The sequence below is a fragment of the Bacillus sp. HNG genome, assembly GCF_003400205.1.
Classification (GTDB): domain Bacteria; phylum Bacillota; class Bacilli; order Bacillales; family Bacillaceae_L; genus Ferdinandcohnia.
This window is the reverse complement of the sequence record NZ_QUQV01000004.1, coordinates 313875-340244: the sequence shown is the minus strand read 5'-3', so window position 1 is coordinate 340244 and position 26370 is coordinate 313875. Positions and strand designations below refer to the sequence as shown.

At 35.9% G+C, this 26370-nt stretch carries 21 protein-coding genes; 3 read left to right on the top strand and 18 right to left on the bottom strand.

All coding sequences use genetic code 11. From position 1 onward, the window contains the following. Nucleotides 1-18: 18 nt before the first annotated feature. The 18 genes from gloA2 to DZB84_RS10255 form a co-directional block, all read right to left on the bottom strand. Complete coding sequence (gloA2, locus tag DZB84_RS10340) at nt 19-405, bottom strand: SMU1112c/YaeR family gloxylase I-like metalloprotein (protein WP_116352173.1); 387 nt, start codon at nt 403-405, stop codon at nt 19-21. Between the two features lie 215 nt (nt 406-620). Continuing rightward, nucleotides 621-2999, bottom strand: a complete 2379-nt coding sequence (locus DZB84_RS10335) for a GH36-type glycosyl hydrolase domain-containing protein (RefSeq protein WP_116352172.1) — start codon at nt 2997-2999, stop codon at nt 621-623. A 67-nt stretch (nt 3000-3066) separates the two neighbouring features. Continuing rightward, nucleotides 3067-3957 (bottom strand): ROK family protein, encoded by an 891-nt coding sequence (locus tag DZB84_RS10330; RefSeq protein ID WP_116352171.1) that lies wholly within the window; start codon nt 3955-3957, stop codon nt 3067-3069. A gap of 76 nt (nt 3958-4033) precedes the next feature. Continuing rightward, nucleotides 4034-5473, bottom strand: coding sequence for a glycoside hydrolase family 1 protein (locus DZB84_RS10325; RefSeq protein WP_116352170.1), 1440 nt, complete (start codon nt 5471-5473; stop codon nt 4034-4036). Nucleotides 5474-5495: 22 nt separating this feature from the next. Next, on the bottom strand, nt 5496-7037 hold the full coding sequence (locus tag DZB84_RS10320) for a response regulator (protein WP_116352169.1): 1542 nt from the start codon (nt 7035-7037) through the stop codon (nt 5496-5498). An 11-nt stretch (nt 7038-7048) separates the two neighbouring features. Then, on the bottom strand, nt 7049-8758 hold the full coding sequence (locus DZB84_RS10315; RefSeq protein ID WP_116352168.1) for a sensor histidine kinase: 1710 nt from the start codon (nt 8756-8758) through the stop codon (nt 7049-7051). A gap of 21 nt (nt 8759-8779) precedes the next feature. Then, entirely contained in the window at nt 8780-9628 is an 849-nt protein-coding gene (locus DZB84_RS10310) for a carbohydrate ABC transporter permease (protein WP_223254414.1), read from the bottom strand. Between the two features lie 12 nt (nt 9629-9640). Then, on the bottom strand, nt 9641-10516 hold the full coding sequence (locus DZB84_RS10305; RefSeq protein WP_116352166.1) for a carbohydrate ABC transporter permease: 876 nt from the start codon (nt 10514-10516) through the stop codon (nt 9641-9643). Between the two features lie 59 nt (nt 10517-10575). Next, a complete protein-coding gene (locus tag DZB84_RS10300; RefSeq protein WP_116352165.1) occupies nt 10576-11859 on the bottom strand; it encodes an extracellular solute-binding protein in 1284 nt (427 codons plus the stop codon). 273 nt (nt 11860-12132) lie between these two features. Continuing rightward, the gene (locus tag DZB84_RS10295; RefSeq protein WP_116352164.1) at nt 12133-13005 is read right to left on the bottom strand and encodes an ROK family protein; all 873 of its coding nucleotides are present in this window, start codon (nt 13003-13005) and stop codon (nt 12133-12135) included. Between the two features lie 202 nt (nt 13006-13207). Continuing rightward, nucleotides 13208-14269: an aldose 1-epimerase family protein gene (locus tag DZB84_RS10290; RefSeq protein ID WP_116352163.1), complete on the bottom strand. Its 1062-nt coding sequence runs from the start codon at nt 14267-14269 to the stop codon at nt 13208-13210. Nucleotides 14270-14281: 12 nt separating this feature from the next. Then, nucleotides 14282-14962, bottom strand: a complete 681-nt coding sequence (locus tag DZB84_RS10285; RefSeq protein WP_116352162.1) for a D-lyxose/D-mannose family sugar isomerase — start codon at nt 14960-14962, stop codon at nt 14282-14284. 96 nt (nt 14963-15058) lie between these two features. Next, nucleotides 15059-16000 (bottom strand): ABC transporter substrate-binding protein, encoded by a 942-nt coding sequence (locus tag DZB84_RS10280; protein ID WP_116352161.1) that lies wholly within the window; start codon nt 15998-16000, stop codon nt 15059-15061. A 43-nt stretch (nt 16001-16043) separates the two neighbouring features. After that, on the bottom strand, nt 16044-17066 hold the full coding sequence (locus DZB84_RS10275; RefSeq protein ID WP_116352160.1) for an ABC transporter permease: 1023 nt from the start codon (nt 17064-17066) through the stop codon (nt 16044-16046). A 32-nt stretch (nt 17067-17098) separates the two neighbouring features. Then, the gene (locus tag DZB84_RS10270; protein WP_116352159.1) at nt 17099-18616 is read right to left on the bottom strand and encodes a sugar ABC transporter ATP-binding protein; all 1518 of its coding nucleotides are present in this window, start codon (nt 18614-18616) and stop codon (nt 17099-17101) included. Nucleotides 18617-18795: 179 nt separating this feature from the next. Continuing rightward, the gene (locus tag DZB84_RS10265) at nt 18796-20265 is read right to left on the bottom strand and encodes a sugar ABC transporter ATP-binding protein (RefSeq protein WP_116352158.1); all 1470 of its coding nucleotides are present in this window, start codon (nt 20263-20265) and stop codon (nt 18796-18798) included. Nucleotides 20266-20277: 12 nt separating this feature from the next. Beyond that, nucleotides 20278-21321 (bottom strand): sensor histidine kinase, encoded by a 1044-nt coding sequence (locus DZB84_RS10260; protein WP_116352157.1) that lies wholly within the window; start codon nt 21319-21321, stop codon nt 20278-20280. After that, a complete protein-coding gene (locus DZB84_RS10255) occupies nt 21296-22909 on the bottom strand; it encodes a response regulator (RefSeq protein ID WP_116352156.1) in 1614 nt (537 codons plus the stop codon). The genes DZB84_RS10260 and DZB84_RS10255 overlap by 26 nt, the downstream gene beginning before the upstream one ends. A 933-nt stretch (nt 22910-23842) precedes the next feature. Here DZB84_RS10255 and DZB84_RS10250 point away from each other — a divergent pair. The 3 genes from DZB84_RS10250 to DZB84_RS10240 are packed head-to-tail and all read left to right on the top strand — an operon-like array spanning nt 23843 to nt 26343. Further along, nucleotides 23843-24895 carry a zinc-dependent alcohol dehydrogenase gene (locus DZB84_RS10250; protein ID WP_116352155.1) on the top strand — a complete coding sequence of 351 codons (1053 nt, stop codon included), beginning with the start codon at nt 23843-23845 and terminating at the stop codon, nt 24893-24895. Beyond that, nucleotides 24888-25334, top strand: a complete 447-nt coding sequence (locus tag DZB84_RS10245) for an HIT family protein (RefSeq protein ID WP_116352154.1) — start codon at nt 24888-24890, stop codon at nt 25332-25334. Before DZB84_RS10250 ends, DZB84_RS10245 begins: the two co-directional genes overlap by 8 nt. Further along, entirely contained in the window at nt 25321-26343 is a 1023-nt protein-coding gene (locus tag DZB84_RS10240; RefSeq protein WP_116352153.1) for a TRAP transporter substrate-binding protein, read from the top strand. The genes DZB84_RS10245 and DZB84_RS10240 overlap by 14 nt, the downstream gene beginning before the upstream one ends. Nucleotides 26344-26370 lie beyond the last annotated feature (27 nt).

The following is a 26370-nucleotide window of genomic DNA, read 5'->3' as shown; positions in this document are numbered from 1 at the left end:
CCGCTTTCTTATTAATAGCTATCTTTCATAAATTTCTAAAGGTAAATCATCTGGATCTTTAAAAAAGGTGAACTTCTTACCTGTTATTTCATCAATACGTATATCTTCTACTACGATATTCTTTGATGTTAACTCCTTTACCGCTTCTTCAATATCATCTACCTCAAAAGCTAGATGCCGAAGTCCTAATGCCTCTGGATAACTTAATCTATTTGGAGAGTCTATAAAAGAGAACAACTCGATCTGATATGTATCGCCAACAGCTAAATCAAGCTTGTAAGAAGCACGTTCTTCCCGAAATACCTCATTTAAAACGGTAAAACCTAATTTATTCACATAAAAGTCTTTGGACTTCTCGTAATCTGAACAGATAATGGCTATATGATGAATACGGTTAATCTTCATAGTGAACATCCTTACCTAAATTTTTTTCAAGCCAGTATTATTATACTATCAATTGCAATGATTAATGATCTTCTTGGATCAAAAAATTACTATGAAGCAACGTTCGGTCCTAATATCACATATAATAAAGCTCTCCAATTTCCATGGAGAGCAGCTAATACTTTATTCATAAATATCCAAGGTTAATCGCCTTAGATCAAATCCTTATTATTTATTCAAAAAGGTAGTTTAACAAGTACTGAATATTGTTCACCAGGTACAATATCTTTTAGAATTCCATCTTCTATATGCTGCCCATTTACATACACTTCTACCTTTTTAACGTTCTCGTCCCTTTTCATGTCAACATTCAGCTCTGCTCCTCTAAATGTACGTGTAACGGAGGCTTTTTGCCAGCTTGTAGGGAGCTGAGGGTTGATACGAATCCCTTCTAGAGTTCCTTGTATGCCAAACAATCCATCAATCAGGGAGCGATATACCCAAGATACGGTTCCTGTATTGAATAAATGGCTTGAGCGCCCAGCAGTACGTGGAAATTGTCTGTAAGCACCACGATAGTAGTTAGGAATGAACACAGGTAATTGTCCACGTTGAATCACATCATCCAAGTCTGGACCTGGAATCATTTTTCGAAGCAAACGGTAGGCATTTTCCGCTTCACCTGCTTGGTATAAAGCATAAATATAGAAGATGGCAGCATGATTATAGACAGATCCATTTTCTGCAGAGCCTGGATGTTTTTGAGTAACACGTCCCACATCCTCACGCATAGCTGTATAAGCTGGGCCTAGCATTTCAACACCATATGGTGACTCCAGCTGGTCAATAACTGCCTGTAGTAATTTTTGTTTTTTCTGCTCATCAGCTGCTCCACTTAAAAGTGCCCAACCTTGTGAGTTTAAAAAGATCCTACCTTCTGTATCTTTACTGATCCCAAATATCACATTATCATCGGTTATCCCGCGTGCATACCATTCTCCGTCCCAAAGATACTTATTAATTACTTCGTTTGTGTTTTCTGCTTCCAAACGATATTCTTTACTTAGCTCACGACGACCACTTTTTTCACATATTTCTGCCCAGATATTAAAGGCATATGCCGAAGCAGTTGTTAGCCAACCAGATACACCTTTGCCTTTATACCCCACCATATTCATAGGGTCACACCAGTCACCTTGATTAATATAGTTAAGACCACGCGCATCACGATCACGTATTAGCCATTGCATGGCTAGATTCATATGTTCAAATACAGTTGCAGTCTTGTTTCCCCCTTCAAATGGAACAATTTCTTCTAAAATACTATAATCATTTGTCTCATCTAAATAAGCGCTTAAGCAAATCGGTAACCAAACACAATGGTCTGTATGTGGTACTTGGTTGATATATTTTAATTCTGCATCCGGATGCAAAATGATTCCATCTGGCATTGCGCCGCTTTCCTTCTGCTGACTTAACGCTAGTAGAAACGCATCTCTTGTCGTCCCTGGTTTAATATAACTCATCCCCATATTATCTTGAAGATAATTACGAGTTTGTGGATCTGTTGAAAGGCGATTGGTTATACCATGATAATACATTTGACGTGGAAGCCAGTGATTAACAAAATTATCCAAATGAGCATCTGGTGTCTTGATTTGAAGACAGCCTTGTCCTTCTGCAATGTACTTTGCATATTCCTCCTCAGCGATTGCAAAGCCATCTAAACCATCTTCTGATTTTGTCTCAAAGTATTTCTCACGGATCTTAAAAATTTCCTCGTCCGTTCTTGCAGCCCCGAATAGAAAACGATATTCCATTTCGTCTTCAGCATTTAGTTCCAACTTATATTGAAGTACAGCGGTTGGCATTTCATAGCGTGCATCTCCTCTAGAGAGTTCTTCTTGTTGGATGGCCGTTGGAAAAGTAATACCGCCTTCCCCTTCAAACGCTTCCTGATTTACTTCCCAAGAGAAAGGTTTTTGATCCGCTACCAAAAATGTTTTATCATTAAAGTTTTTGATTTTATCATAATCCTGATACTTTTGATATGGTGTGATAGAGGTACAGACAACCCCTTGTAAAGCTTCCTGGTATTCACCCGACTGATTCATCCAAGACATATAACCCACTGAAAAATAAGGATAAATACTTAATTTACGCTTCTTATTTGAAAGGTTTGTGACTTTCACTCGCCATAACTCCATTGCTTCGTCCTTAGGCAAACTCAAGGTCATCTCAATTAAAATATCATTTCTTTGAACCTTCCAAACAATCTTATCTTTCCCTACTAAAAATGAATACTGATCAGGAAGTACACGCATAGGTTCATAGGGTGCTGAAAAAACGTCACCATTTTTTTCATCCTTTATAAAAACAAAACGACCGGGATGATGGGCATAGTAAGGTTGTTCGGGCTGCATAAACGTCTTCGCTTCTAAATTAGGTGCATGTGAATATTTTGCAGGTTCTGGCTGCATAAATTGGGCAACGGCATAGCCACGACAATTCATATGAATCATCATCTTGTCATTCCATAAAAACCCGGAAGCCTTTGGCATACTAGTAGGACTTGTTAATTCATAATATTCATTGTTATCAGTTGCTCTAATCATGTCATTCCCTCTCTTCTAATTCTAGTAATTAAATTTCCCCATATTTATCCTTCAGCTAAAGTAGCCATTAAAGCTGATTTTGCGTCTTCATAAATCCGTAAACTGCCCCTAATAAGTTGGCATTTTGGCGGAGTTCACAGGTGGCAATTCTCGGTTTAATTTTTGCAAGGTCAATCGCCGATACAATATCATCTAGTTTTTTATTAATATTGACGATCAAATCATCTCGCGCACTGATTCCGCCGCCAATCAAGATAATTTCCGGGTCATAGATATAGTGCAGATTATAGATGCCAACAGCAAGCAAGTGATAAAATTCATCAATAGCTTTCATACAATCTTTATCTCCAGCATCAGCCATCGCAAAAATCTCTTCTCCTGATAATACTTCAGGGTCCATTTGTTTTGCTTTTGCCACCTTCCGTACCAGTGCTTTTGTCGATGCGGTTCGAGCCCATACATCATTACTATCGGAAAAGTTTGTACTTAGTAACATGTAACCAAACTCGCCTCCATGAAGGTTTGCACCTTTATGCAGATTGCCATCTTTAAAAATAGATCCACCTATTCCGGTTCCAATGACCATCACCATGACGTCCTTTTTCCCTTGCGCTGCACCTTTCCAGACCTCTGCATAGCCTGCACAGTTTGCATCATTTTCATGGAATACAGGAAGCTTTGCACGTTCTGATACGAGTTTCTTTATATTTGGACCATGGATATAAGGGAGTGCGCTCGAGCCATATACCACCCCATCATAAGAGACCGCACCACAGCTGCTAATCGCAATTCCTTCAGCATCTGAACATGTTTCGCGATATTTTTCAATTAAATCTAGTAAACCATCGAGAGTTTTGGGTGTTTTCTCCTTTGTTGAGTGAAGGATTTGTGCATTTTCATCTACAATTCCGCATTTAACAAAGGTTCCTCCAATATCAAAGGCAATGTATTTTTTCATGTTGTTTCCCTCATTTTTGATAGGACTAGACCCTTGTAATCTTGTAGATTTCAAGGGTCTGACAGTGCTTTTTAACTTATTTATAGAATTCGTCATTCTCCACTTCGAATTCTCTTGATTTGATGAGTTGCTTGTACCAGTACGCAGACTTCTTTAGTGCTCTATTTCGGTTGTCTTCTAAATTAATTTCCACAAGGCCGTATCGATTTTTGAAAGCATTCATTGGAGATACATTGTCAGTGAAGACCCAAAGCATATATCCCTTACAATTTGACCCTTGTTCAATTGCCTTTAAAAGCCATTTTAAGTGTTCACTAATAAATTCAATCCGATAATCATCTTGGATGATTCGCTCTTCATTCTTGAATCTTTCTTCGTTTTCTACACCCATACCGTTTTCAGCAATAAACCATTCAATGTTTCCATACTCTTCCTTCATTCTCATCGCCATGTCAAACATGATTTGTGGGTAGATTTCCCAACCACGGTAAGGATTCATTTTCTTACCTGCAAGCTCGTGTTTTTCATAATAGTATTCTGGATGGAATGGTGTTTCTTCATTCCACGCAGATGCGCGGGCTTTTACACGGTGTGGGAAATAGAGATTAATGCCCACATAATCAACCGTATTTTCCTTTATAAGCAGAAGCTCCTCAGCTGTATGTTCAAACATAATATCGTGTTTGTCCATTAATGCGAATAATTCCTGTGGATACTCTCCTTTAATCGCCGGATCTAAGAATACACGGTTGAAGAATAAGTCATAGATTCTTGCCGCTTTTTGGTCATGTTCCGAGGATGAGCGAGCATAGGTAACCTCTGGATTCAAGATTGTCCCAATTTTGGCACCTAATTTTTCCTTTAAGCCCAATTCCTTGAATAGTTTAACGACCTTCGCAGTAGCAAGACCTTTGTTATAGTTCCATTGCATCCATTTTTTTGTGTTTTGCTCAAAAGGCCAACGGATGGCATCTAAGAACATACGAGTTTGTACAACAACAGGCTCATTAAAAACAAACCAATGTTTCACACGGTCCCCATAGCGTTCAAACACTTTTTCAGCATATTTTATAAACAATTCAACAACATGCTTAGATCCCCAACCACCGTATTTTTCAAATAAGTATGCTGGTTGCTCATAATGCTCAAGGCAAATCATTGGCTCAACACCATTTGCAATCAGTTCGTCAATAACATTTCCTATATAACTTGCATATTCCTCATCAACGATTGTCTCTTCATAATCTGTTAGAAAACGAGACCAGTTGATGGATGTACGATAATGGGTGAGTCCGATTTCCTTCATATAGCCGACATCTTCTTTATACCGATTGTAAAAATCAGTAGCAACAGCAGGACCATAGCCGTTATGCCAAACATTTTTATTGTTTTTATACCATAGGTCTAGGTACGAATCCTGGTATTCCTTTTTCCCGGTCCAGCCTTCTGTTTGCCATGCTGAAGATGCAGCTCCAATGATAAAATCCTCCGGTAGCTTCATTGTTACTTTTTCCATTACTCATCTCTCCCCGGTTTTTTTAGTCTTGTAGGTTCATGAATTTTCGATAGTCCGTCGGAGTCATTCCTGTAAATCTTTTAAAGACCCCTACAAAATACTTATATTCATGAAAGCCTACTTGTTCTGATATTTCACTTACTTTAAAAGGAGTCTCCACAAGTAAGATCTTCGCCTCGTCAACTCTTAATTTGTTAACATATTCATTAAAATTAACACCGGTTTTCTGCTTAAAAAGGGAACTTAAGTAATTTGGCGTTATATTAATGACATCTGCCACTTCGTTCACTTTAATGTTTGTTCGATAATATTCGTGTATATATTCTTTCGCTTTACCAATTAATAAATCTTGTTTGTCTAGGTTTTTAAATTCATATTGTTCTCTTAGAATCGTAGCCAGGTCCTCAAAAAAAAGCTCTTTCAACAGTTTGTATGAGTTGTACTGATGAACATTTATATTCTGTTTCAAATGAAATTCCCATTGAATTGCATTTGTTCCGCCTAGCGACTCAAAGTGACCTACAATTTTAGTTAGTAAGTCCCTACACACTTGGACAACTTCCTCTAAAAAAAATTCATGAGTTGAAAAATAGGAGAACAAATCACTTGTAAAAGAAAATAGGCTGGGTTCTTCCATCTGAAATATGGATTCTAAAATCTTTTTTTCTAATTCAGTTGGGTACGGCTGTTCCGTAGTTCTACTCAACTGGTCTGAAAGGATTATACTATGGTCATCAGCAAAAGGTAGAAACTTAACTGCATGTATAAGCTTTGCAAAAACAACCTTAAGGTTATCAACGGGAATCCACGCATCGTTCCAAACAAATTCAAGTTCAACACCATCAAAGTGAATCGCTTTTTTGTTCATATCTTTTCTATCACTTCCATGAACACAAGTGAGCAAGATATTTTCCTTTATAAAAAACGAGTAAGAGGTATAACCACATTCTTGGAGTGAATTCTCAATCAATTTCTCCCACTCGCTCAAAAAACCTTCAAATTCCCCTTCAGATAGATTGTTCACTTGTTGCATATAATGTTGATGCATACTAATAAATGGGTAGACCTTGATGGGATTGTATTTAGTCAATTGAGCAGAGAAGGCCCCTTGTAATTCTGTTACTTGTTGGATAATAGCATTTCTTAAACCTATTTCGTAGTGTTCCTTTTGTTGATGCTGCTCCTGTTTGATTTCATGTGTAAGACTTTTTACCTTTTCAATAAGTTCTTCAACGTTAACAGGTTTTAACAGATAATCATTTACACCTAATTTAATTGCCTGCTGGGCATACTCAAACTCATCATATCCACTCAAAATAATGGTTCGGATGTGAGGGAAATTATCATGTAAAAAGCTAGCTAATTGTAATCCATCAACCTTTGGCATTCTTACGTCGGTAATGACCACATCAATGTCTCTATATTCCTTGACCTTCAGAATGGCATCTTCTCCGTCATGAGCTGTGTCTACCACTTCTACATTAATCGTCTCCCATGGAATCGTTAACCGTAACCCGCGTGAAATAATAGGCTCATCATCCACTATTAACATTTTAAAAGTCATGATTTTTCACCTTATTTCCCAACATTTTTTGGATTCCATAGAAGTGGAAGTATCAGTCTCACTTTTACACCTTCTTCAGCATCTATCACCTGTAATTCATAAGCTTTACCATGTGCAATCGCTAACCGTTCGTTTAGATTGTTCAAGGCAAACCCAGAATGTTGATCCTCTTTGTTAAATCCCCACCCATTATCAATTACATCAATCCATAGCTCTTCCTCAACCTGATAACAACGAATTGTAATGATTCCTTGTCTTGGCAAATTTGCAAATCCATGCTGGATGCTATTTTCAACCAATGGTTGTAAGAGATGTTTCATTATATAGGTTCGTTTGATTTCCTCATCTACAAAAATGTAGAAGGCCAGTCGCTCCCCTAATCGACTTTTTTGTAATTCTAGATAGGATTTAATATAGGCCATTTCTTCTTCAATGGTGACCCATGTTTTTCCCATATTTAAATTCATTCGGAATATTTTTGAAAGCTGTTCAATTTGTTGACCTGTTTCCATGGCATTTTCAAGCCGAGCTGTCCATCGAATCATGTCTAATGTATTATAGAGAAAATGTGGGTCAATCTGATTTTGAAGTACCTTTAATTCAGATTCCTTTTGTTTAATGGTCAGCTTGTATTCAGTATCAATATGCCGTTGGATGGTTTTGACCATTTTATTAAATTGGGTACCAAGCTGACCAATTTCATCCTTAGATGAGACATCCACATTCGCAGAAAAATTCCCTTTTTCAAGCTGCTGGGTTTGGTCTGTTAATTCAATTACTCGTTTTATATTTGAACGATAAAATCCGTAAAAGGCAATGCCCCCTAAGAGGAGAAGTAGGAAAATCATATACCCAATAGAACCACGAACTGTATATAGTTCCTTCACTAGATCTTCTTCATTAACAATTACAACGGATGTCCAATTTGTTCCACTTACTTTCTTTTTAACAGCCTTATATTTCATGTTGTTAAGGGAAAAATCGTACGCTCGATCTTTTCCTTGATTCACCCAATCAACAAATGATGGATTTGAATATCTTTTACCTAAAAAAGATGGATTTGAATGAAGAATAATTTCACCAGAGGTTGACATGACGAGATACGTACCTTGCTTTATATCTAAGCTTTTCAGCATTTTTTCTTGATCGAGGCGAATTCTTACCATCCCAATTTGGCGCTTTATTTGGTGTAAATCATTTATTGTCCTCGACAGGCTAATTACGAATTTTTCTCCACCCCAACCACTTGTTACCTTATACGTATCACTCCAAATCGGAAAGCCTTTTCCTTCAACAGCAGCCTTATTTAATGGACTTTCATCCCCTGATACAGGTTCTCCGAATGTTAATTCGTTCCCATCCGTTCCTTTTAAATAAATGGAGGAGATATACTCATTTGACATCAACTGAAAGGTAAAATATCCTTTGATTCCTTCTACACTTTGTTTGTAGGGTAAGGAGGTTACCTCAGTTGTTGTAAAAAACGTCCGAAAGTCCTTAGCGTAAATCATATAGGAGGACATACTTTCGACATCTCGAATAATAGACAATAGGTTTTGTTCATCTTTGTCGAGCTTCTCTAGGATGTCCTTTTCCACTTGATTTTTAAGAACTTCCGTCGTTTGGTTATAAATGAGTATCCCAAAAAGTGCCGTTGGAAGAGTAATAAGCACAAGGAATATGATGATGAATTTCTTTTTTAAGCCCCAATTTCGTATCATGTGTATTCAACCTCTAAGTTATTATCCTTTTACTGCCCCAGCTGTCATACCTTTTACAATATTCTTTTCAAAAATGATGTAGAAAATCACAATTGGAATTAATGACATTGTTAATCCAGCCATTTGTGCACCATAATCTGTCGTAAATTGACCAGCGAATTTCGCAAGTCCTAATGGTAGTGTTTGAAGTTCTGGATCATTAATTAACACTAATGCGAATGAAAATTCGTTCCAATTGTAAATAAAATTCAAAATCATAACGGTTGCTAATGCCGGGCGTGACATTGGCAGAATAATGGACCAGAAAATCCGGAAAATCCCACAACCGTCCATAATCGCGGACTCTTCAATATCCTTTGGAAATGCCTTCATAAAGCTTGTTAAAATAAAAATCGTTATTGGCAAATGGAATGCGATATAAGGGAACAGTAGTGTGATTGGTGTATTTAATAAACCTAAGTTTTTCATTAAAATAAACATCGGTACTAATGTCGCATGTATTGGAATTAATAATCCAAATACGAAGAAGCCATATAACCATTTACTCATCTTGAAGTCAAAACGAGATAAGAAATAGGAAGCTAATGCTCCAATAAAAACAGTTAAAGCTGTTGCTGTTACTGTAATAAAAATACTATTTTTAAACAGGGTGCCTAGGTTTGCAATTTCCCATGCATTTGCAAAATTATCTAGCACGAATTCATTAGGAAAACCTAACTGATTAGTCGCAAACTCCTTATCCGATTTAAAGGAGTTAATCGCCATCCACAAAATGGGATATGCATTAATAATAGCAAATAAAAGTAATGTAAGATAAATTAGTGATTTTTTAATACTTCTTTGCTTTGGTGCTTTTTTTGTCTTCTCCACTATGTCCACCTCCTATATCATTTTCTTTCCTAATACTTTGTTCACGATGGCAATTAAGATCAGACTAAAGAAGAAAATAAATACTGATACAGCACTACCATATCCATATTGTAATTTCGAGAAAGTTTCATTAAACATATATAGGGCCATCACATCTGTAGAATGGGCTGGACCACCATTGGTCATCACATAGATTAAATCAAATGTTTTCAAGCTACCTGAAATACATAGAATAATTGCAACTAGAATGGTATCCCAAATCATTGGAACGGTGATTTTCCAAGTGGTTGCCCATTCTGATGCTCCGTCCATTTTGGCTGCTTCTAATACCTCACCAGGTACATTTTGCAATGCCGCTAAGAAGATAATCATGTATAGACCAACAAACTGCCAAATCACAACAACTAAGACAGCAATCATCGTCCATTTTGTATCACCCAACCAGTTTTGTGCCAGAGAATCTAGTCCAACTGCTCGTAACACTTCATTGATTAACCCGTTTCGAGAGTTGTAAATCAAGCTCCATGTTAAAGAAATAACGACTGTTGATAGAACAACAGGTAAAAAGCCGATGGTTCTAAATAGTTTTGCTCCTCTGATTTTGCGATTAAGTAAAAGCGCAATGAATAATGCGATTGGGACTTGCCCTAACACAGATGCTAATACAACATAAATGTTATTTTTTACTGAATTCCAAAAAAGAGGATCCGAGAATAACTTTTTAAAATTATCCAATCCAATAAAAGTCATTTCATTGAATCCGTTCCAGTCCATCACTGAATAATAAAAGGATTGGAGAATTGGATAGATGGCAAACACAACATAGAGGATGAAGGCCGGCAAAATTCCTACTACAATTGCGACCTTATTTGTCTTTGTTAATTTCATGTTCTCCCCCCTAAATGCTCACAGGTTACTTAGAAATCAAGTAACCTGTGATTGAGATATTATTTGCTTTCTACTTCTTTTTGCATATCTTTTGCTAATTCTTCAGGTGTTTTGTCACCTAATGTAATGGATTGAAGACCATTATTGATAATATCATTTAATTCAGGTGTTAATGTCGCATCATATACTGGTGCTAGTCCACCTTTTACATAGCTATTTGCATCTTGGAATACCTGTGGAATGCTATCATCCATTTCAACATCTGCAGGTACAATAATGTTCGCTTTAATTAAACCTTGGTATAGTTCTTCACCATAATAGTATTTTAGGAACGTAAATGCTGCTTCTTGTTCTTTTTCACTTAACTGGCTGCTAACTGCAATACCACCACCAGCTACACCCGCGATTTTAGCTTGATCTCCATTTCCACCTTCAAACGTTGGGAATGGTGCCACACCAATGTTATCGATATTTTCAACACTCTCTAAAATTGGACCAATTGCCCATGAACCCGCAAAGTGCATTGCAGTAGTTCCTTTAATAAATTCATTTCTTGATTGAGCTTCATCAAGGGTATTCATATCTTCATTAAACGCATTCATTTTTGTTAATTCATCAATTATAGATAATGCACTAACAAACTGTGGATCTTCAAATGAACCTTCTCCGTTTAACGTATTCTTTAAGAAATCACTTCCGGTAAAACGATCTGCAATGGTAGAGATGTATACAGATTGTAAAGGCCAGATTGCTTTATTACCTAAAGCAATAGGTGTTGTTCCATTATCATTAAGTGCTTTTACAAGTTCTTTAAACTCTGCATATGTTGTTGGAAAATCATCGTAGCCAACTTCTTTTAGCATTTCTTTATTGTAATAGATTAAGCTTGTAATACTTACGTTACCTGGGATTGCGTAATAATCTCCATCAACTGCATAGTCTTGAAGGATTGAATCTGGGATAACCCCTTCCCAATTATCTACAATTGGGTTAAGTGGAAGAATTGCTCCACCTTCAGCTAAAGGTGCTGTTCTTGCACCAGGCCATACACGCATTAAGTCAGGTAATTGATTTCCTGCTGCCTGTGTTCTTAATTTTGTTTCATATTGGTCATGTGGAATCTCTTCGATTTTCACTTGAATATCTTCATGCTCTTTGTTAAATTTTGCAATAATATCTTTGGAAAGTGTATTTTCTGGACGATCTTCTGTCCAGTCCGTCCAAAGTGTAAGTTCAATTGCGCCATCCTTTGAGGACTGTGCTTCTTTATCATCGTTACCGCCACATGCTGCTAGTGCTAACACTATCAGTAACCCCATTAGGACAAAACCTAATTTCTTCATCGTAATTTCCTCCCTCTATATGTTATAAAGCGCTTACACCTTTATTGTAACGTTTTCATTTTTTTCAACTATCCTATAAAACTACAAAAACATCCAAATTTCTCGGATGGGGTGGTTGAAGATTAATTTATCTAGAGTGACTCCTAGAACATTACACCTAAAACTACTACAAATTGGTGATCAGGTATGTCGTTTTGTAATTGTTTCTCAATAATACAAAAACTCCCCATTATCCATGAGGAGTCACTTATACCTTATTCATTCTAATAATCTCTATTTACCATTCATCCCAAGCACAATGGAACCTGCTAACCCGGCATTATCACCTAGTCCCGGTAGAACGATGTAGTTATCAATATTCTCTGGTGTTAATTCAGGAACAGCGACATAGCCATTTAACAGTTCCAACACCTGTTTCCGAACGAGTGGTAGCAAGTGTTCCTGCTTCATCACACCTCCACCAACAACAATCTTTTTTGGGGATAAAATAAGGATGTAATTCATCAGAGCTTGAGCTAGATAAAACGATTCGATTTCCCACACCTCAGGTTGGTTTGTTAATTCCTGGCCTTTTTTGTTCCATCTTTTCTCAAGGGCCGGACCCGCTGCTAACCCTTCAAGGCAGTCCCCATGATAAGGACAGAATCCTTCGAACATATCATTTGGATGACGCTTAACAAGGATATGACCCATTTCAGGATGGGTTAACCCTTGGAATGGCTCTCCATTTATAACCGCACCAACTCCAATTCCTGTCCCTACTGTCATATACAGACAGCTGTCTAAACCATTCGCTGCACCCCAAGTAGATTCAGCCAGTGCTGCTGCCGTTACATCCGTATGAAACCCTACTGGTACTAGAAAGCGACTCTTCAGTTCACCAACAATATTATAATTCTTCCACTTCACCTTTGGTGTTTGAGTGATATATCCGTACGTTTCGCTCGCCCGATCTACATCAATTGGTCCAAATGATCCGACTCCAATCGCCTCAACCTCTTTATCTTGAAAAAACGAAAAGACCCTTTCCATCGTTTCTTCTGGAGTTGTAGTTGGGAAAGCGATCCTTTCATAAATCTCTCCCAATTCATTCCCTACTCCGCAGACAAATTTTGTTCCACCTGCTTCTATACCACCAATTCGCATAATATCTATCTCTCCCATCTTGTTAAAATGACTAAACATAGAGCATGGAAGATCCTGAACAGTTTTCTTCCCCTTTGCCCTGCTCAAGGATGGAAAAGGCTACAGTGTAGCACCGAGGATTAGCCTAATGCTCTCTTATCCACTTTTAATCATTTTAACAAATTGCCCTACCGTTTGGGATGAATTACTACACGTAATCATTCTAAATTTCAGTAATGTCATTTTTTATTCTTTGAATTTCATTTATACCATCTACTATTTCTATTTCTACTTCAAACGTTCTTATTTCGCCTGGTTTTAAGTATTCGAGTACTCCTTTGTTTTTAGAATCCTCTTTGCCTTCAACAAAACAGTTGCATGGCTCAATTCCTAAAACATACTCTCCTTCCCCCATCTGCTTCCATTGTGTTAGATTAAAAAGTTCATTTTTGTTAAAATGGATTGCAACAGCTAAAGCAAGCTTTTCATTAATAAGCGCTACACTTGTTTTCCCATTGTTTTTTGCTTTCACATCATGATAAAATACTTGTTCTGAGTAACCATGTGTTGGTCCCTGCAACACATCATAATGCCCTATTCCCTTTTCAGCTTCTGCATCTCTAGGAGTTACCTTTATTGAAGGAATTTCTAGGTAGGCATTTTCATCAAGAAGGGGATAACCCAAATTAAAATGGTACAAAAGCATAATTGGTTCGTTTCTAAATCCATTGTTTTCGACAGTGTCTCGGATTTTGATTTTGTTTTCCCCACCTTTAGTAATCATTTCTCGATTAAGTGTTACATTTTCTCCAAATACCTTCGCTTCTCGCATTTTCCCTTTAACCCTCAAGGTAGGAATTCCCTCAATCCATTCCATGTCGTAGCTTACAGCTTCACTAGGAGTATTAGAGATGCGACCATGTAGACCAAGTTGTTCCCCATTTTCTATACCAGGGGACCCAACATTCAATAATCCACATGTTGTAAGAAAACCCGCAGAAAAGCTTCTAAAAAAATGGGTACCGACTTCGTTATAATATACCGGAGACACTATGCCGGTTTTACTAATATAGCTTAGATTACAGCCTTTATATGATAACCAGGCAATATCCATAGCACGATCAGCCAAAACAGTAAATTCTAGCCCCGATCCATTTTTTACATCAATTGCCCTGACACCTTGAGATTTACCACCGTTAAGGGTATAGTCCTTAAAACCCAATATCTGAGAGAAATCCCCAACATGTCTGAGGATCTCTCTTTTATTAAAATCGATTTTACCCATTACGATAACCCCTTATTTTGCCGATGGATATTCATTTCCCAATAGATATAATGGTGCTACATCCTCTTTAATTTCGGAAAATCTACCACCTGATTCATAGAACCTATTGTCCGTAAAATCATCATTCACCATGGAAACTTCCCCAACTAACACTTTACCAGTCCCTTTTTCTCCCCAGAATTTATGATACATACCAACTGGCAATGTGATGCTCTCGCCTGGGGTTAGACAAATAATAGTTCCTGGCTTTTCTGTAATCATTCTTCCGTCAACAGAAACTACTACAGGTGTATCAGAAAACTCCTCTTCTTCCGTTGAATTATATAGTTGAATGAGAAGATTGCCACCTCCACGATTGATAATATCCTCCATTTTATTCCAGTGGAAATGAAACGGAGTGACCTGTTCTTCTTCAACAATAAGAATTTTTTCTGCATAAGACTTGATATATTTATTATTATTTAAATTTCCATTCCTGATTGTAAATAAAAATAGACCAATGTTCCGGAAATCTCCGCTTCCAAAGTCGGTAATATCCCAACCAAGCAGATTATCTCTTATTTCATCATATTCATGACCTTTTTTTTCCCAGTCTTCTGCTGACCAGTATGCAAAAGGAGGGAGTTTAAAATTCATATTTTCAATAAATTCTATAGCATTTACTATTAGTCTGTTAACTTCAGATCGTTTCATTTGACATCTCCTCTATGTAGGCTTGTTGTTTAATTCGAAGTAATAATAACGATACACAGTCAATCATAAGATGACCATATATCGTTATAAAATAGCTTATTTTATAGTATCCTTAGTGATAACAGATACCCCTGTATCCACATCTTTTTCTTCGATTTCTTCACCTTTAATTGCTTTCAATGCAGCATTCATTCCTTCATATCCCATTGTTTCAGGGTTTTGACCCATTACTGCAAGAAGGGAACCATCTTTAACTAAGGAAAGTATTGCATCGGATTTATCAAATCCAATACCAATTACGCCTTGTCCTGAACCTTTAATTGCATTACCAACTCCAACTGTACTACCTTCGTTTGTGCCGTAAATTCCTACAACACCTTCAGTAATATAGTTTTCAGCAATGTCTTGTGATTTTGCAGCGTCACCTTCACCATACTGTGTTTCAAGTAATGTATAATTCGTATCTTTAAATGCATCACGGAATCCTTGTTCACGCTTGATAGCAGTATCAGTTGAGGAGTTGAAGTTAACAATACCAACCTTTCCTTCAGTAATACCTTTTTCTTCTAAAGCTTTAAGTAATTCTTCTCCTGCAAGTCTACCCGCAGCTAGGTTGTCAGTTGTGAATGTTGCGAATGCATCAGTGTTTGCTGGTGAATCGACATATACAATTTTAATACCTTCATTTTTAGCCTCTTCTAATGAAGCTGTAATTGCATCAGGACCATTTGCTGCAATGATGATTGCATCTGCACCATCTGCAATAGCATTATTTACTCGTTCGATTTGTTGAGCATCATCCTTCTTGTCAGGAGCCATCCATTTATATTCAATATCACCAAGTTCATCAGCAGCCTTTTTGGCCCCTTTATCAACCGAAACCCAGTGTTGGTCTGTACTATCCATTGTAATTAAGATGACTTTATGTTTTGAATTACCCTCTTTTTCATCACCTGCAGAATCATTACTACCACATGCTGCTAATAATAGAGATGACATAACAATGAATATTAAAAATACCAAAAGCTTTCTTTTCATTTAAATTCCTCCTTAGATTTAATATGATTTATGATTAAAGTTTTCACTTTAATGCCCTTACATCTGAACTACCTTGTTTTTTCTTGAACTTAAGTGGGTTTCCTGAACGAATAACAACATCTAGTAGTACTGAAATAACTACTATTGCACCAATTATGATGTTACGAATGGCCACTGGTGCGCCAGCGAACTGAAGACCATTCTGGAGCACTCCCCAAATAGAGGCACCAATAACAACGCCAATAAGAAGACCTTGTCCACCTAAAGTTGAAATTCCACCAATAACTGCTGCTGCAACGGCATATAATTCATACATAGTACCCGCATCCATTGTCCCCATTCCTGCAGTTGCAGCTATTATAAGACCAACTACACCAGCACAGAATGCACTGATTATATAAACAATCATTGTCGTTTTAACAGTATTAACTCCAGAAAGCTTAGCTGCTTCTATATTACTACCGACAGCATAAATGTGGCGTCCTGTACGTGTTTTACCTAACAAGAAACTAAAAATCAAAAAAAGTATGAGAGCAATCCAAATGGTATTATAGACTCCTAAAGTTTCTCCATAGTAGAAAAAATTTCTAAATCCATTTGCTTTTTCTCCAATTGCATCCGTATTGTAGTTGTTATTTACAATTTGAGCGATACCCCTAGCAATCGTCATCGTACCTAATGTGGCAATAAACGGAGGAAGTTTACATTGTGCTACTAAAGATCCGTTTAAAACCCCAATTGCTATAGAACAAACAATTGCTATAAAAACCGCAATCCACGGATCAACACCTTTCGTCATAAGTGTTGCAGATATCATCCCGCTCATTCCAACGATAGATCCTATTGATAAATCAATGTTCCCTGTAATTAATACAAATGACTGACCAATTCCAATTAATAATATTGGTGCAATTTGACGCAGTAAGTTTTCAATATTTCTCTCCGAATAAAAAGTAGGGTTTAAGGAGCCGAATACTATACAGAGTACTAAAAGACCCACTGTGACAGTTAAAACTTGGCCCATGCCCCGAATTCCTAGTAGTCTTTGAATCTTATTAGTTAACATTTTTTATTCTCCTAAAAATCATTTTTTTGTAATTATGCATTTGAAACCTGTTGTAACTTTGATTCAAATTTCGTTGCATATTCTAATATCAGATCTTGGGTAGCATCTTTCGTCAAAAATTCGCCGGTAATTTTACCATCACACATGACTAATATACGATCACTGATTCCCAAAACTTCGGGCATCTCAGAGGAGACAAAGAGCACCCCTATACCCTGTTGTTTTAATTGATTCATAAGATTGTAGATTTCTACTTTTGCAGCAATATCAATCCCTCTGGTTGGTTCGTCAAAAATGACAACTCTAGAATTACGAGCTAACCACTTTCCTACTACTACTTTTTGTTGATTTCCACCTGATAGAGTGCCTACAATAGTATTTGAATTTGCTAGTTTTACCTTAAGGTCATCAACAGCTTTTTGTACCATTATTTTTTCTTTCTTTCTATTTACAATACCTAACTTATTACAAAGTAAATCCAGATTGGGTATTGCAATATTTTCCCTAACACTTAGTTTTGTACATAGACCATCTTTTTTTCGGTCTTCCGGGGCAAGCACGATACCGGCCTTAATGGCATCTCTTGGATTCTTTATAACTAATTTTTTTCCATCTAAATAAATTTCTCCAGAGTCGATAGAATCAATTCCAAATATCGCTCTTGTCGTTTCCGTTCTGCCAGCTCCCATGAGTCCTGCAATACCAACAATTTCTCCTTCATATAAATCCAGATTTATATCACGGACGAGTTTTCCTGCATTTAAGTTTTTTACTTCTAGTATTTTTTTGCCCTGTTTACAAGAAACACGTGGGAATTTCTCTTTTATTTCACGTCCAACCATGTGAGATATAATTTCAGGCATATTGGTGTCTGCGAAATTCATGGAAGTAATGTAATTGCTATCTCTCATGATTGTGACACGATCGACAATATGCTGTAATTCCTCTAAACGGTGGGAAATATAAACAATCCCACAGCCTTCTGCCTTCAAAGTGTTAATTACTTTAAATAATTCTTCTACCTCACTTGAGGTTAATGCAGACGTAGGTTCATCCATGATTAATATCTTCGCATTTGTAGATAGCGCTTTCACAATTTCGACCATTTGTTGCTTTGATACCGGCAAATCCCCAACCAAAGTAGTTGGTTCAAAGTCAATATTTAAGCGTTTCAAAATTTTTTTTGTCTCATTATTCATATTTGAATTAGAAATAATTCCTGATTTAGTCTTTTCACGACCTAGGAAAATATTTTCTGCAACAGTGAGATGTGAACATAAATTTAACTCTTGATGGATAATTGCAATACCCAATTCCCTTGCTTTTTTAAGCGTTAAATCCTCAATCACTTTACCGAAAATTTTAATTTCACCACTATCTTTCGTATATACTCCACTTAAAATTTTCATAAGTGTGGACTTGCCCGCGCCATTTTCACCAAGTAAAGCCAGTACTTCCCCAGCTTTAAGGTTAAACTGTACATCATCTAAGGCCTTAACTCCTGGAAAAGATTTATTTATGTGGTTCAATTCCACAATATATTGTTCCATCTCCCTCACCTACCTTTTCTTTTGAACTTGCTATTAGTTTAACATTTAGTAATCCACTATTTAAGGGAGGTAAATTTAGAATTAAGGGGGGTTTTTTTTGTTTTTGAAAGCGCTGTATTACCGAGGCGGAAGAAGTCACAAAAAAACAACTGACTTTTCTAAAGTCAGTCAAGTTAATCCTACATTAATGAGATTCCTTCCGAAGAAAATTTACTAAATTCAGATCTCGTATATTCTGAGCTTAATCGTCCCTTCTCAAAAACAATCAGTTTATCTGCTACGACTAGGGAGTCAGCAATATTCACCGCTAAGATAACTACCGTAATCCCCTTTTTAATCAATTGATTAATTAGATGGATTACATGTAATCGTAAATACATGTCTGCTCCAGCAAACGGTTGGACACAAAAGACAATTTTAGGCTTACATAAATGTATTTTGTAATAGATTAAATTATATAATGACGGTAAGCTTATATGTGAAATATTTGGTTCATAGATTTCTTCGCCGACAATTGGTTCATATTCTTGAATTATGCTTCTTACAACATTTTTTCTTAAAGAAACCGGATTTTCTTTTTTATCTACCATAAAACAAAGATTTTGAAGATAAGTCATTTCTTTAAAAAGCATCGTTTGAGTGGGGTTTTCCAAAATAAATGCCACTCCATATGATATTGCAAACTCCTTCTTTTTTACATTATAGGTTGTTTCCTCTAATAGGATATTTCCTTTTTCCAGCTTTAACTCACCAGTCATAAGATTAAAAATGTCTGTAAGCACTGTATTATCCCTATCCAATAGAACCGTGCATTCACCCTTCTTAATAGTAAAATTTAGAGCATGGAGGTTTTTAGTATAAACATTTTGAAAGGATAGGAGATTTTTATTTAAATTCACACCTGCGTTTAATTCTAGAAGATGTAGGTATTCTCCAATATAAAATGGAGAAATCTTCTCATTATCAAATTCACTTTTATCAAAAATCTTTAATATTCTACCATCCCGCATTAAACACATTCGGTCGCAAATTTTAAATGCTTCTTCATGGTGACTGCATATGTACAAAAAGGAAAAACCCTTCTGTGTGTAGTATCGAAGAAAATCATGGAATTTAGCAAGCTCTACTGAACTAATTAAATTACTAATATCCCTAATAACTATAAGCTTTGTATCCATTATCACAGCCCGTAATAGCTCTACTACAAGTTTGTGAAAGTTACCTAACTTCGCAACCAATTCATTACCTTCTATTTCTATACCTAATTCTTCAGTATAGGAATGCAATAATTTATTATAATTCCATGAATGTTCAGTAAATTTTTTTTGCCTTCTATTAAGAAGAAAAATATTGTCTTTAACCGTCAAGTTTTCGACTAAACTACTGTTCTCTTTTATTTCAACTGCCGCATTTAGAGTCATCGTGCTATGCTGGTAATTGTTTACTAAAGTCTCATTAAAGTATACACGCCCATAATGAATGGGAAGATTCTGCTTAATCACTTCGACTAATGACTCCTTACCAGTTATATTTAGGCATACAAGTCCCATGATTTCAGATTTAAAAATATGTAAGTTGAATTTATTTAAGGAGGTATTCCCTTCCTTTATGGTTGTTACCCTTTCTAGTCTCAATATTTCCGACTTCATTACGATCCCTCATTATTTAGTGATAAGTGGAAGCGTTATTTCTACGTCTGTTCCCACATTTAAAGCACTATACACACAGATACCATACTCTTCACCGAAAAGAAGCTTTATTCGATTATTTACATTTAACATAGCAATACCTCCATTAGATTTGTCATTGGATTGAATATAATCTAAAGAAGTATTGATTAATTTATCATTTAGTTCTTGTAATCGTTCTTCTGGCATACCTATTCCATTATCTGAAATTGTAATAATCAGCCTTTTAGCTGTTTGTTCAATTTTAATGCGTACCATCCCTTTTCCAATGCTCCGTTCTATTCCATGGTGAATCGCATTCTCAACAATAGGCTGAAGGGTCAGTTTAGGGATTGTATACATTAGAATGTTGAATTCATCATACTCAACACTTAAATCAATTCTTTCATTAAATCGATACCTTTGAATTATGTAATAATTATTTATATTAATAATTTCGTCTTCTACTGTTACTAAATTCTCTACGTTAGAAATTGTATAACGGAAAAATGTAGCTAGGGCTTCGGTCATTTTAGCTACGTTTTTCAAACCAGCGTTAAGTGTTTCACCACGGATTCCTTCTAACGTGTTGTATAAGAAATGAGGATTTATTTGATTTTGGAGGGCAAGATACTGTGCCTGTTTTTTTGTAGCGTTTAATAGCTCTCCCTTAGCCAAAAATTCTTCTACTTTCTTTGTAACTTCCTCAGTTTCTGGACTTAAACTTACGCTTTGTTCAAAGAGATCATTAATCGTATATCCATTTACAAAAAGGTGTAATATTTTTGATTGGCGCCTATAAGGATGGATTATCCATTTATAAAGTACGTAAACCATAATTGCCACTGTAACGTAACCAAGAATGACGAAATAGAAAAGAATAGTTTCTTGAAATGCGATAACTGTTAGTGAAATTAAAAACACTAACAGAAAAGTAAACACAAAGAAAAAATACCAACCAACGCGATATGAGACATAACGAAACCTTTGTAATTTATTGGAGATAAAATGTTTAAGAGTATAATTTTCTGAATTCATTTGGCTTCAGCCCTATCTTCTTTTTAAACGTTTTAGTAAAATGCTTTAAATCGTTATATCCTACTTGTTCGCAAATTACAGCAATACTTAAATTAGTCTCTCTTAGAAGTTCTTTGGCTTTATTCATTCGTATTTGAACACAATAATCTACAAAGTTGGAACCGCTTATTTTTTTGAAAAGTGTACTAAAATAAGCTGAATTAAACCCGACTATATGGCTGATTTCTTCCAAGCTGATTTGATGCATATAATTTTGCTGAATATATTGTTTTGCAATTCGAATTGGCTTTGTTTCCTTCTGCTTCTCATCCTCTATAACAATATCTAAGAATTCGCCCATCAGGTTAGACATAAACGTAAATAATTCATCAACTGAACTACAATAACTTACATTTTCTTTAAATGTTTTATTCAATTCGTCAAAGGAAGATATAAATTGATTGTTGCGCATATGCAGTAAATACAAGTTCCACGCCTGTTCAATTATCGAATAAATTGTATCACCATTTATTTCATCTATCTGGGATGTATGCGTTTTTAAATTTGCAATACATTGAAGTACACCCTCTTTATCCAGGACTTCAATTGCTGCTTCCATTGGCTTATTTAACTCTACGAGAAGTTCATTTACCCTTTGAGGTTCTCGTGTATGGGGTGTTTCCTCAATTAGCCTTTGGGTCCCAATAACCAACCTCTCCATTATAGAATATCTTGCCTCTTCAAAAGTAAGCCACATTTGATTAATTTCTTCGAAAGCTGAACCAACTCCCACAGTAAATGTAAATTGTTCAAAAGCAGTTCCCTGTACAATTAACTCGTCTAATATGCTCTTTAGACGATTCCTAATTGTACTCTTTATACTAGAATCGTAATTTATGATGGTATAAAGAAAGCTTCCATTTCGAAAGGTCCACATCTCATTGCAATGACCCTTTAAAAGGCTACTGATAATTTGTGTAGCTTTTTCTTGCAAGATATCAATTGCATGATTCAATTGTTCATTGTAGTTACAATCTATTTTTACTATAAAAATTTGAAAAGTTCCTGGTTGAAAGGAAAACTGATAATTTTCATTAATACTTTCAATTGTAATATTTTTATATCCATGTGTTTTATCTAAAAGTAATTCATTAAATAAATTGTTACGTAATTTAAATGACTCATTTTTCAACTGCATTTTTAAGCGTTCTACATTATCATATTGCTCAGTGCGCTTCCTATAACGATTTTTCATTTTTTCTAGTGCAACCATGAAGTCTTCTTTATTAATAGGTTTTAATAGATAATCACCAACTCCATATTTAATGGCATTTTGTGCATATTGAAAGTGACGGTATCCACTAATAATGATAAAGTCTAAATCCGTTTTTATTTCTTGTGCAAACCGAATCATTTCCAAACCATCATATCCTGGCATTCGTATATCCGTAATGATTAAGTCAGGATCGCACTCTTTTATCTTATCTAATGCTTCTATACCATTATGCGCAATACCAACAATTTGCATATCTAGTGCTTCCCAGTCAATGAGCCCAATAATAAGCTGGCACACTTTTTCCTCATCATCTGCAATTACCACCTTAATCACAGACTCACCCCCCTATTAAAAATAATTTGAGCTTATTATTTCATTTGAATTTTACCAAGTTCACCATGCTTAGCGCTATTAGCTACTATTCATTCAGAAAAAACTTACTGAAAAGAATTTATTTTTGCCGAGAATTTTCGGGTTTTTTGTTACCTCAAAAATAATCGGGTCCACCATACACCAAGGCAGAATTGATTCCATTAACTAGAAGCCCTAGAAGTCATATAAAAAACCCCCAATTATGTATGTAAAAATAATAGAACTTAAAATGGATGGTAAATAAAGGGGATTAAATAAACATCGGAGTTTATAGAAAGAACAATTCTTTCTGATGGGGATTTACATAAATCCACTATACTACAAATTAATACAAATTCCTGCAAAAATTGCAAAAAAATTTAATAAATACACCGTCTATTCACCATTCAGAGGGTCACGTTACTTTTGGTTTTTGTGGATGCTAATAGAAGCCTGTTCCCTTTTTAGGGAACATCTTTCGAAGCTTGAATATCTGCAATCTCTATTTTCTTAATCTCATCTTCTGTCAAAACTATATTACTCTTTTTAATATATCCCCGCGCTTTCTTTTTTTAATTCATACTCCTACTAATCATCGATATACCTCCTAATCATTATAATCAGGGAAAATGTATGAAACATAAGGCGATTTACTTTGACTAAAACGCAACTTTCCTTGTCCAATATTCAGGTCTACCCCTATCTTGATAATTAAAAAGCAATACAAACCCTTGATAATCCCAATCTTTTTCTAGCTATCATTTCCTTGTGTTTTTTTCAATTCTGAGTTTTGGATAAATACAATTGAATTATAGACATAGAATTTCATATACTTCTGAATTATAGTTATTTTATATTGAAAGTGCTTTCAAAGATAATAAAAAACAAAACAAACATGAAGGAGCGATATTGCAAATGGTAACAAAAATGACAGTACCCCCGATGAAATTGGTGGATCATGACGGTCCTGGCACTCAAATGTGTGCAGTTGTAGAGGATGTAGGTAAAATTGAAATAAAACGTGCAGAAATTCCAGAACCTGCTGAAGGGGAAGTAAGGATAAAGGTTAAGTGGGTTGGCATTTGCGGAAGTGATGTAGAAGTCTATCGCGGTGCTCGCGAACCTGAGTTTATATCATATCCTACACGACTTGGTCATGAAGTAGCAGGGGTAATTGACAAAGTAGGTAAGAACGTAATTGGTCTTAAGGAAGGTGACCATGTAGCACTTCGTTATATTTGGGGAGCCTTTGCTGAATATGTTTGCTGTAAGCCTTTTTCTGTAAAAGTATTACCAAAGGAATTACCACTTATTGAGGGTTCTTTAATAGAAGTGATTCCGGCTCTTTTATCTGCTGCGGAGAACGCAAATATTTCACCAAACAAGAATGTATTAATTATGGGGCAAGGAGTAAGTGGTTTAGCGCTAACACAAGTTGTAAGCTTATACAGCCCTAAAAATTTAGTCGTAACTGATTTATTTGACGAAAAATTAGAATTAGCAAAGAAATATGGAGCTACACACACTTATAAAATGCCTTCGCCTGATGCCAAAACAATGGATATCGTTAGAAAAGACTTCCCGGAGGGATTTGATATTGTTATCCCTTGCTTATTAGAAGGGTCTGGAATGGTAGATGCTATTGATGCAGCTGCCCAAAATGGAAGAATTGTCATGTATGGTTGTATCGGAACATGTCATGAACCAATTGACTTCTTTAAAGTGCATAAAAAACGTCTGGATATCTTCTCAACCGAACCAAAAAGAGATATTGATAATCGTAGATATTTTGACGAGGGGCTTAAGCTTGTCCTGGATGGACTTGTGAACACAACTGAAACAATAACTCATATTTATCCACTTGAGAAAGTAGATGAGGCGTTTAAAACTCGGAACACTCATCGCGGTGATACGATTCACGTTATGATTGATTGTGAAGTAAAAGGATCTGACAAAGAAAATGAGTAAAGAATGCTTTTACTGTGAAAAAGATAAGAGATTAAGTGACTTAATGGTGGAAATTTGCGAATTAAGAACTTCTACCTTCTATCTAAATAAGGATCAAACGCATGTTGGGAGGAGCATTGTCACATTTAAACAACATCGTAAAGAAATCTTTGAATTATCAACTGAAGAACTTCATCACTTTATAGAAGACGTTTCAAGTGCTGCAAAATCGTTACAAAAAGCCTTTAATCCAGATAAAATTAATTACGGAATATATGGGGATATCGTGTCCCACCTTCATGTTCATATTGTTCCAAAATATAAAAATGGAACAGATTGGGGAGAGGCATTTGAAAACAATCCTTTATCAAAAAAGATGGAAGCTCCTAATAAATATGAATCTTTAATCGAACAAATAAAAATGTATGTAAACAGGGGGGAAAAATATGAAATTTGTTAAACTGTTTGTTGTCTTATTACTTATGGGACTTACATTAATGGCTTGTTCCTCAGAAAAATCAGATTCTAAAAAAGATAGTGGGGACACTACCAATTCTGGTAAACAAATTGTCCTACGTCTGTCAGAGCCTCAGGTTGATGAATATCCTGATTCAATAGCAGAGAAAGAGTTTGCCAAAAAGGTAGAGGAATTATCAGATGGCAGAATCAAGGTTGATGTATATACCGGTGGTCAGCTTGGAGATGAAACAACTACTATAGAACAAACTCAAGTAGGGATTGTGGATATCGGTAGAGCTAATTCCGGCCCACTAACCCAATTCGCAAAAAGCCTTGGTATATTCAGTTTTCCATTTTTATTCGATAGTAGGGAGCATATGTGGAATACACTGGATTCTTCATTAAGAGACGAACTTTTTGCTGATTTAGAGAAAGCTGATTTAATCGGTCTTGCCTTTTATGATGCAGGTGCTAGAAGCTTCTATTCCATTGACCCTATCGAAAAAGCTGATGATGTAAAAGGGAAAAAGATTCGTGTAATGCAGAATGATATTTTAATTGATGCATTTAAGAAATTAGGAACTTCCCCAACTCCACTTTCTGCATCAGAGGTCTATAGTGCTTTACAAATGGGTGTAATTGATGGTGGAGAAAATAACGTAAGTACCTATGTGGCAGATGGACACTATGAAGTTGCTAAAAACTTCACATTATCAGAGCATTTACGTATTCCAGGAGTTCTATTCATGAGTAAAAAATCATGGGATTCATTATCTGGAGAAGATCAAGAAATAATCAAAGAAGCTGCATTAGAATCCGAAAAAATACAACTAGAGGAATATGATAAGTTTTCACAAAAAGCTATGGATACAGTGAAAGAAGCGGGTAACAATGTATTTGAACTTTCAGATGAAGAACGGAATAAGTTTAGAGAGAGTGTTCAACCTCTATACTCTGATTACGAGGAAACTTATGGAGACCTTTTCAAAGCAATTGATGATGCAAGGTAACCACTGTTCTTGGCAAAGAGTAATACA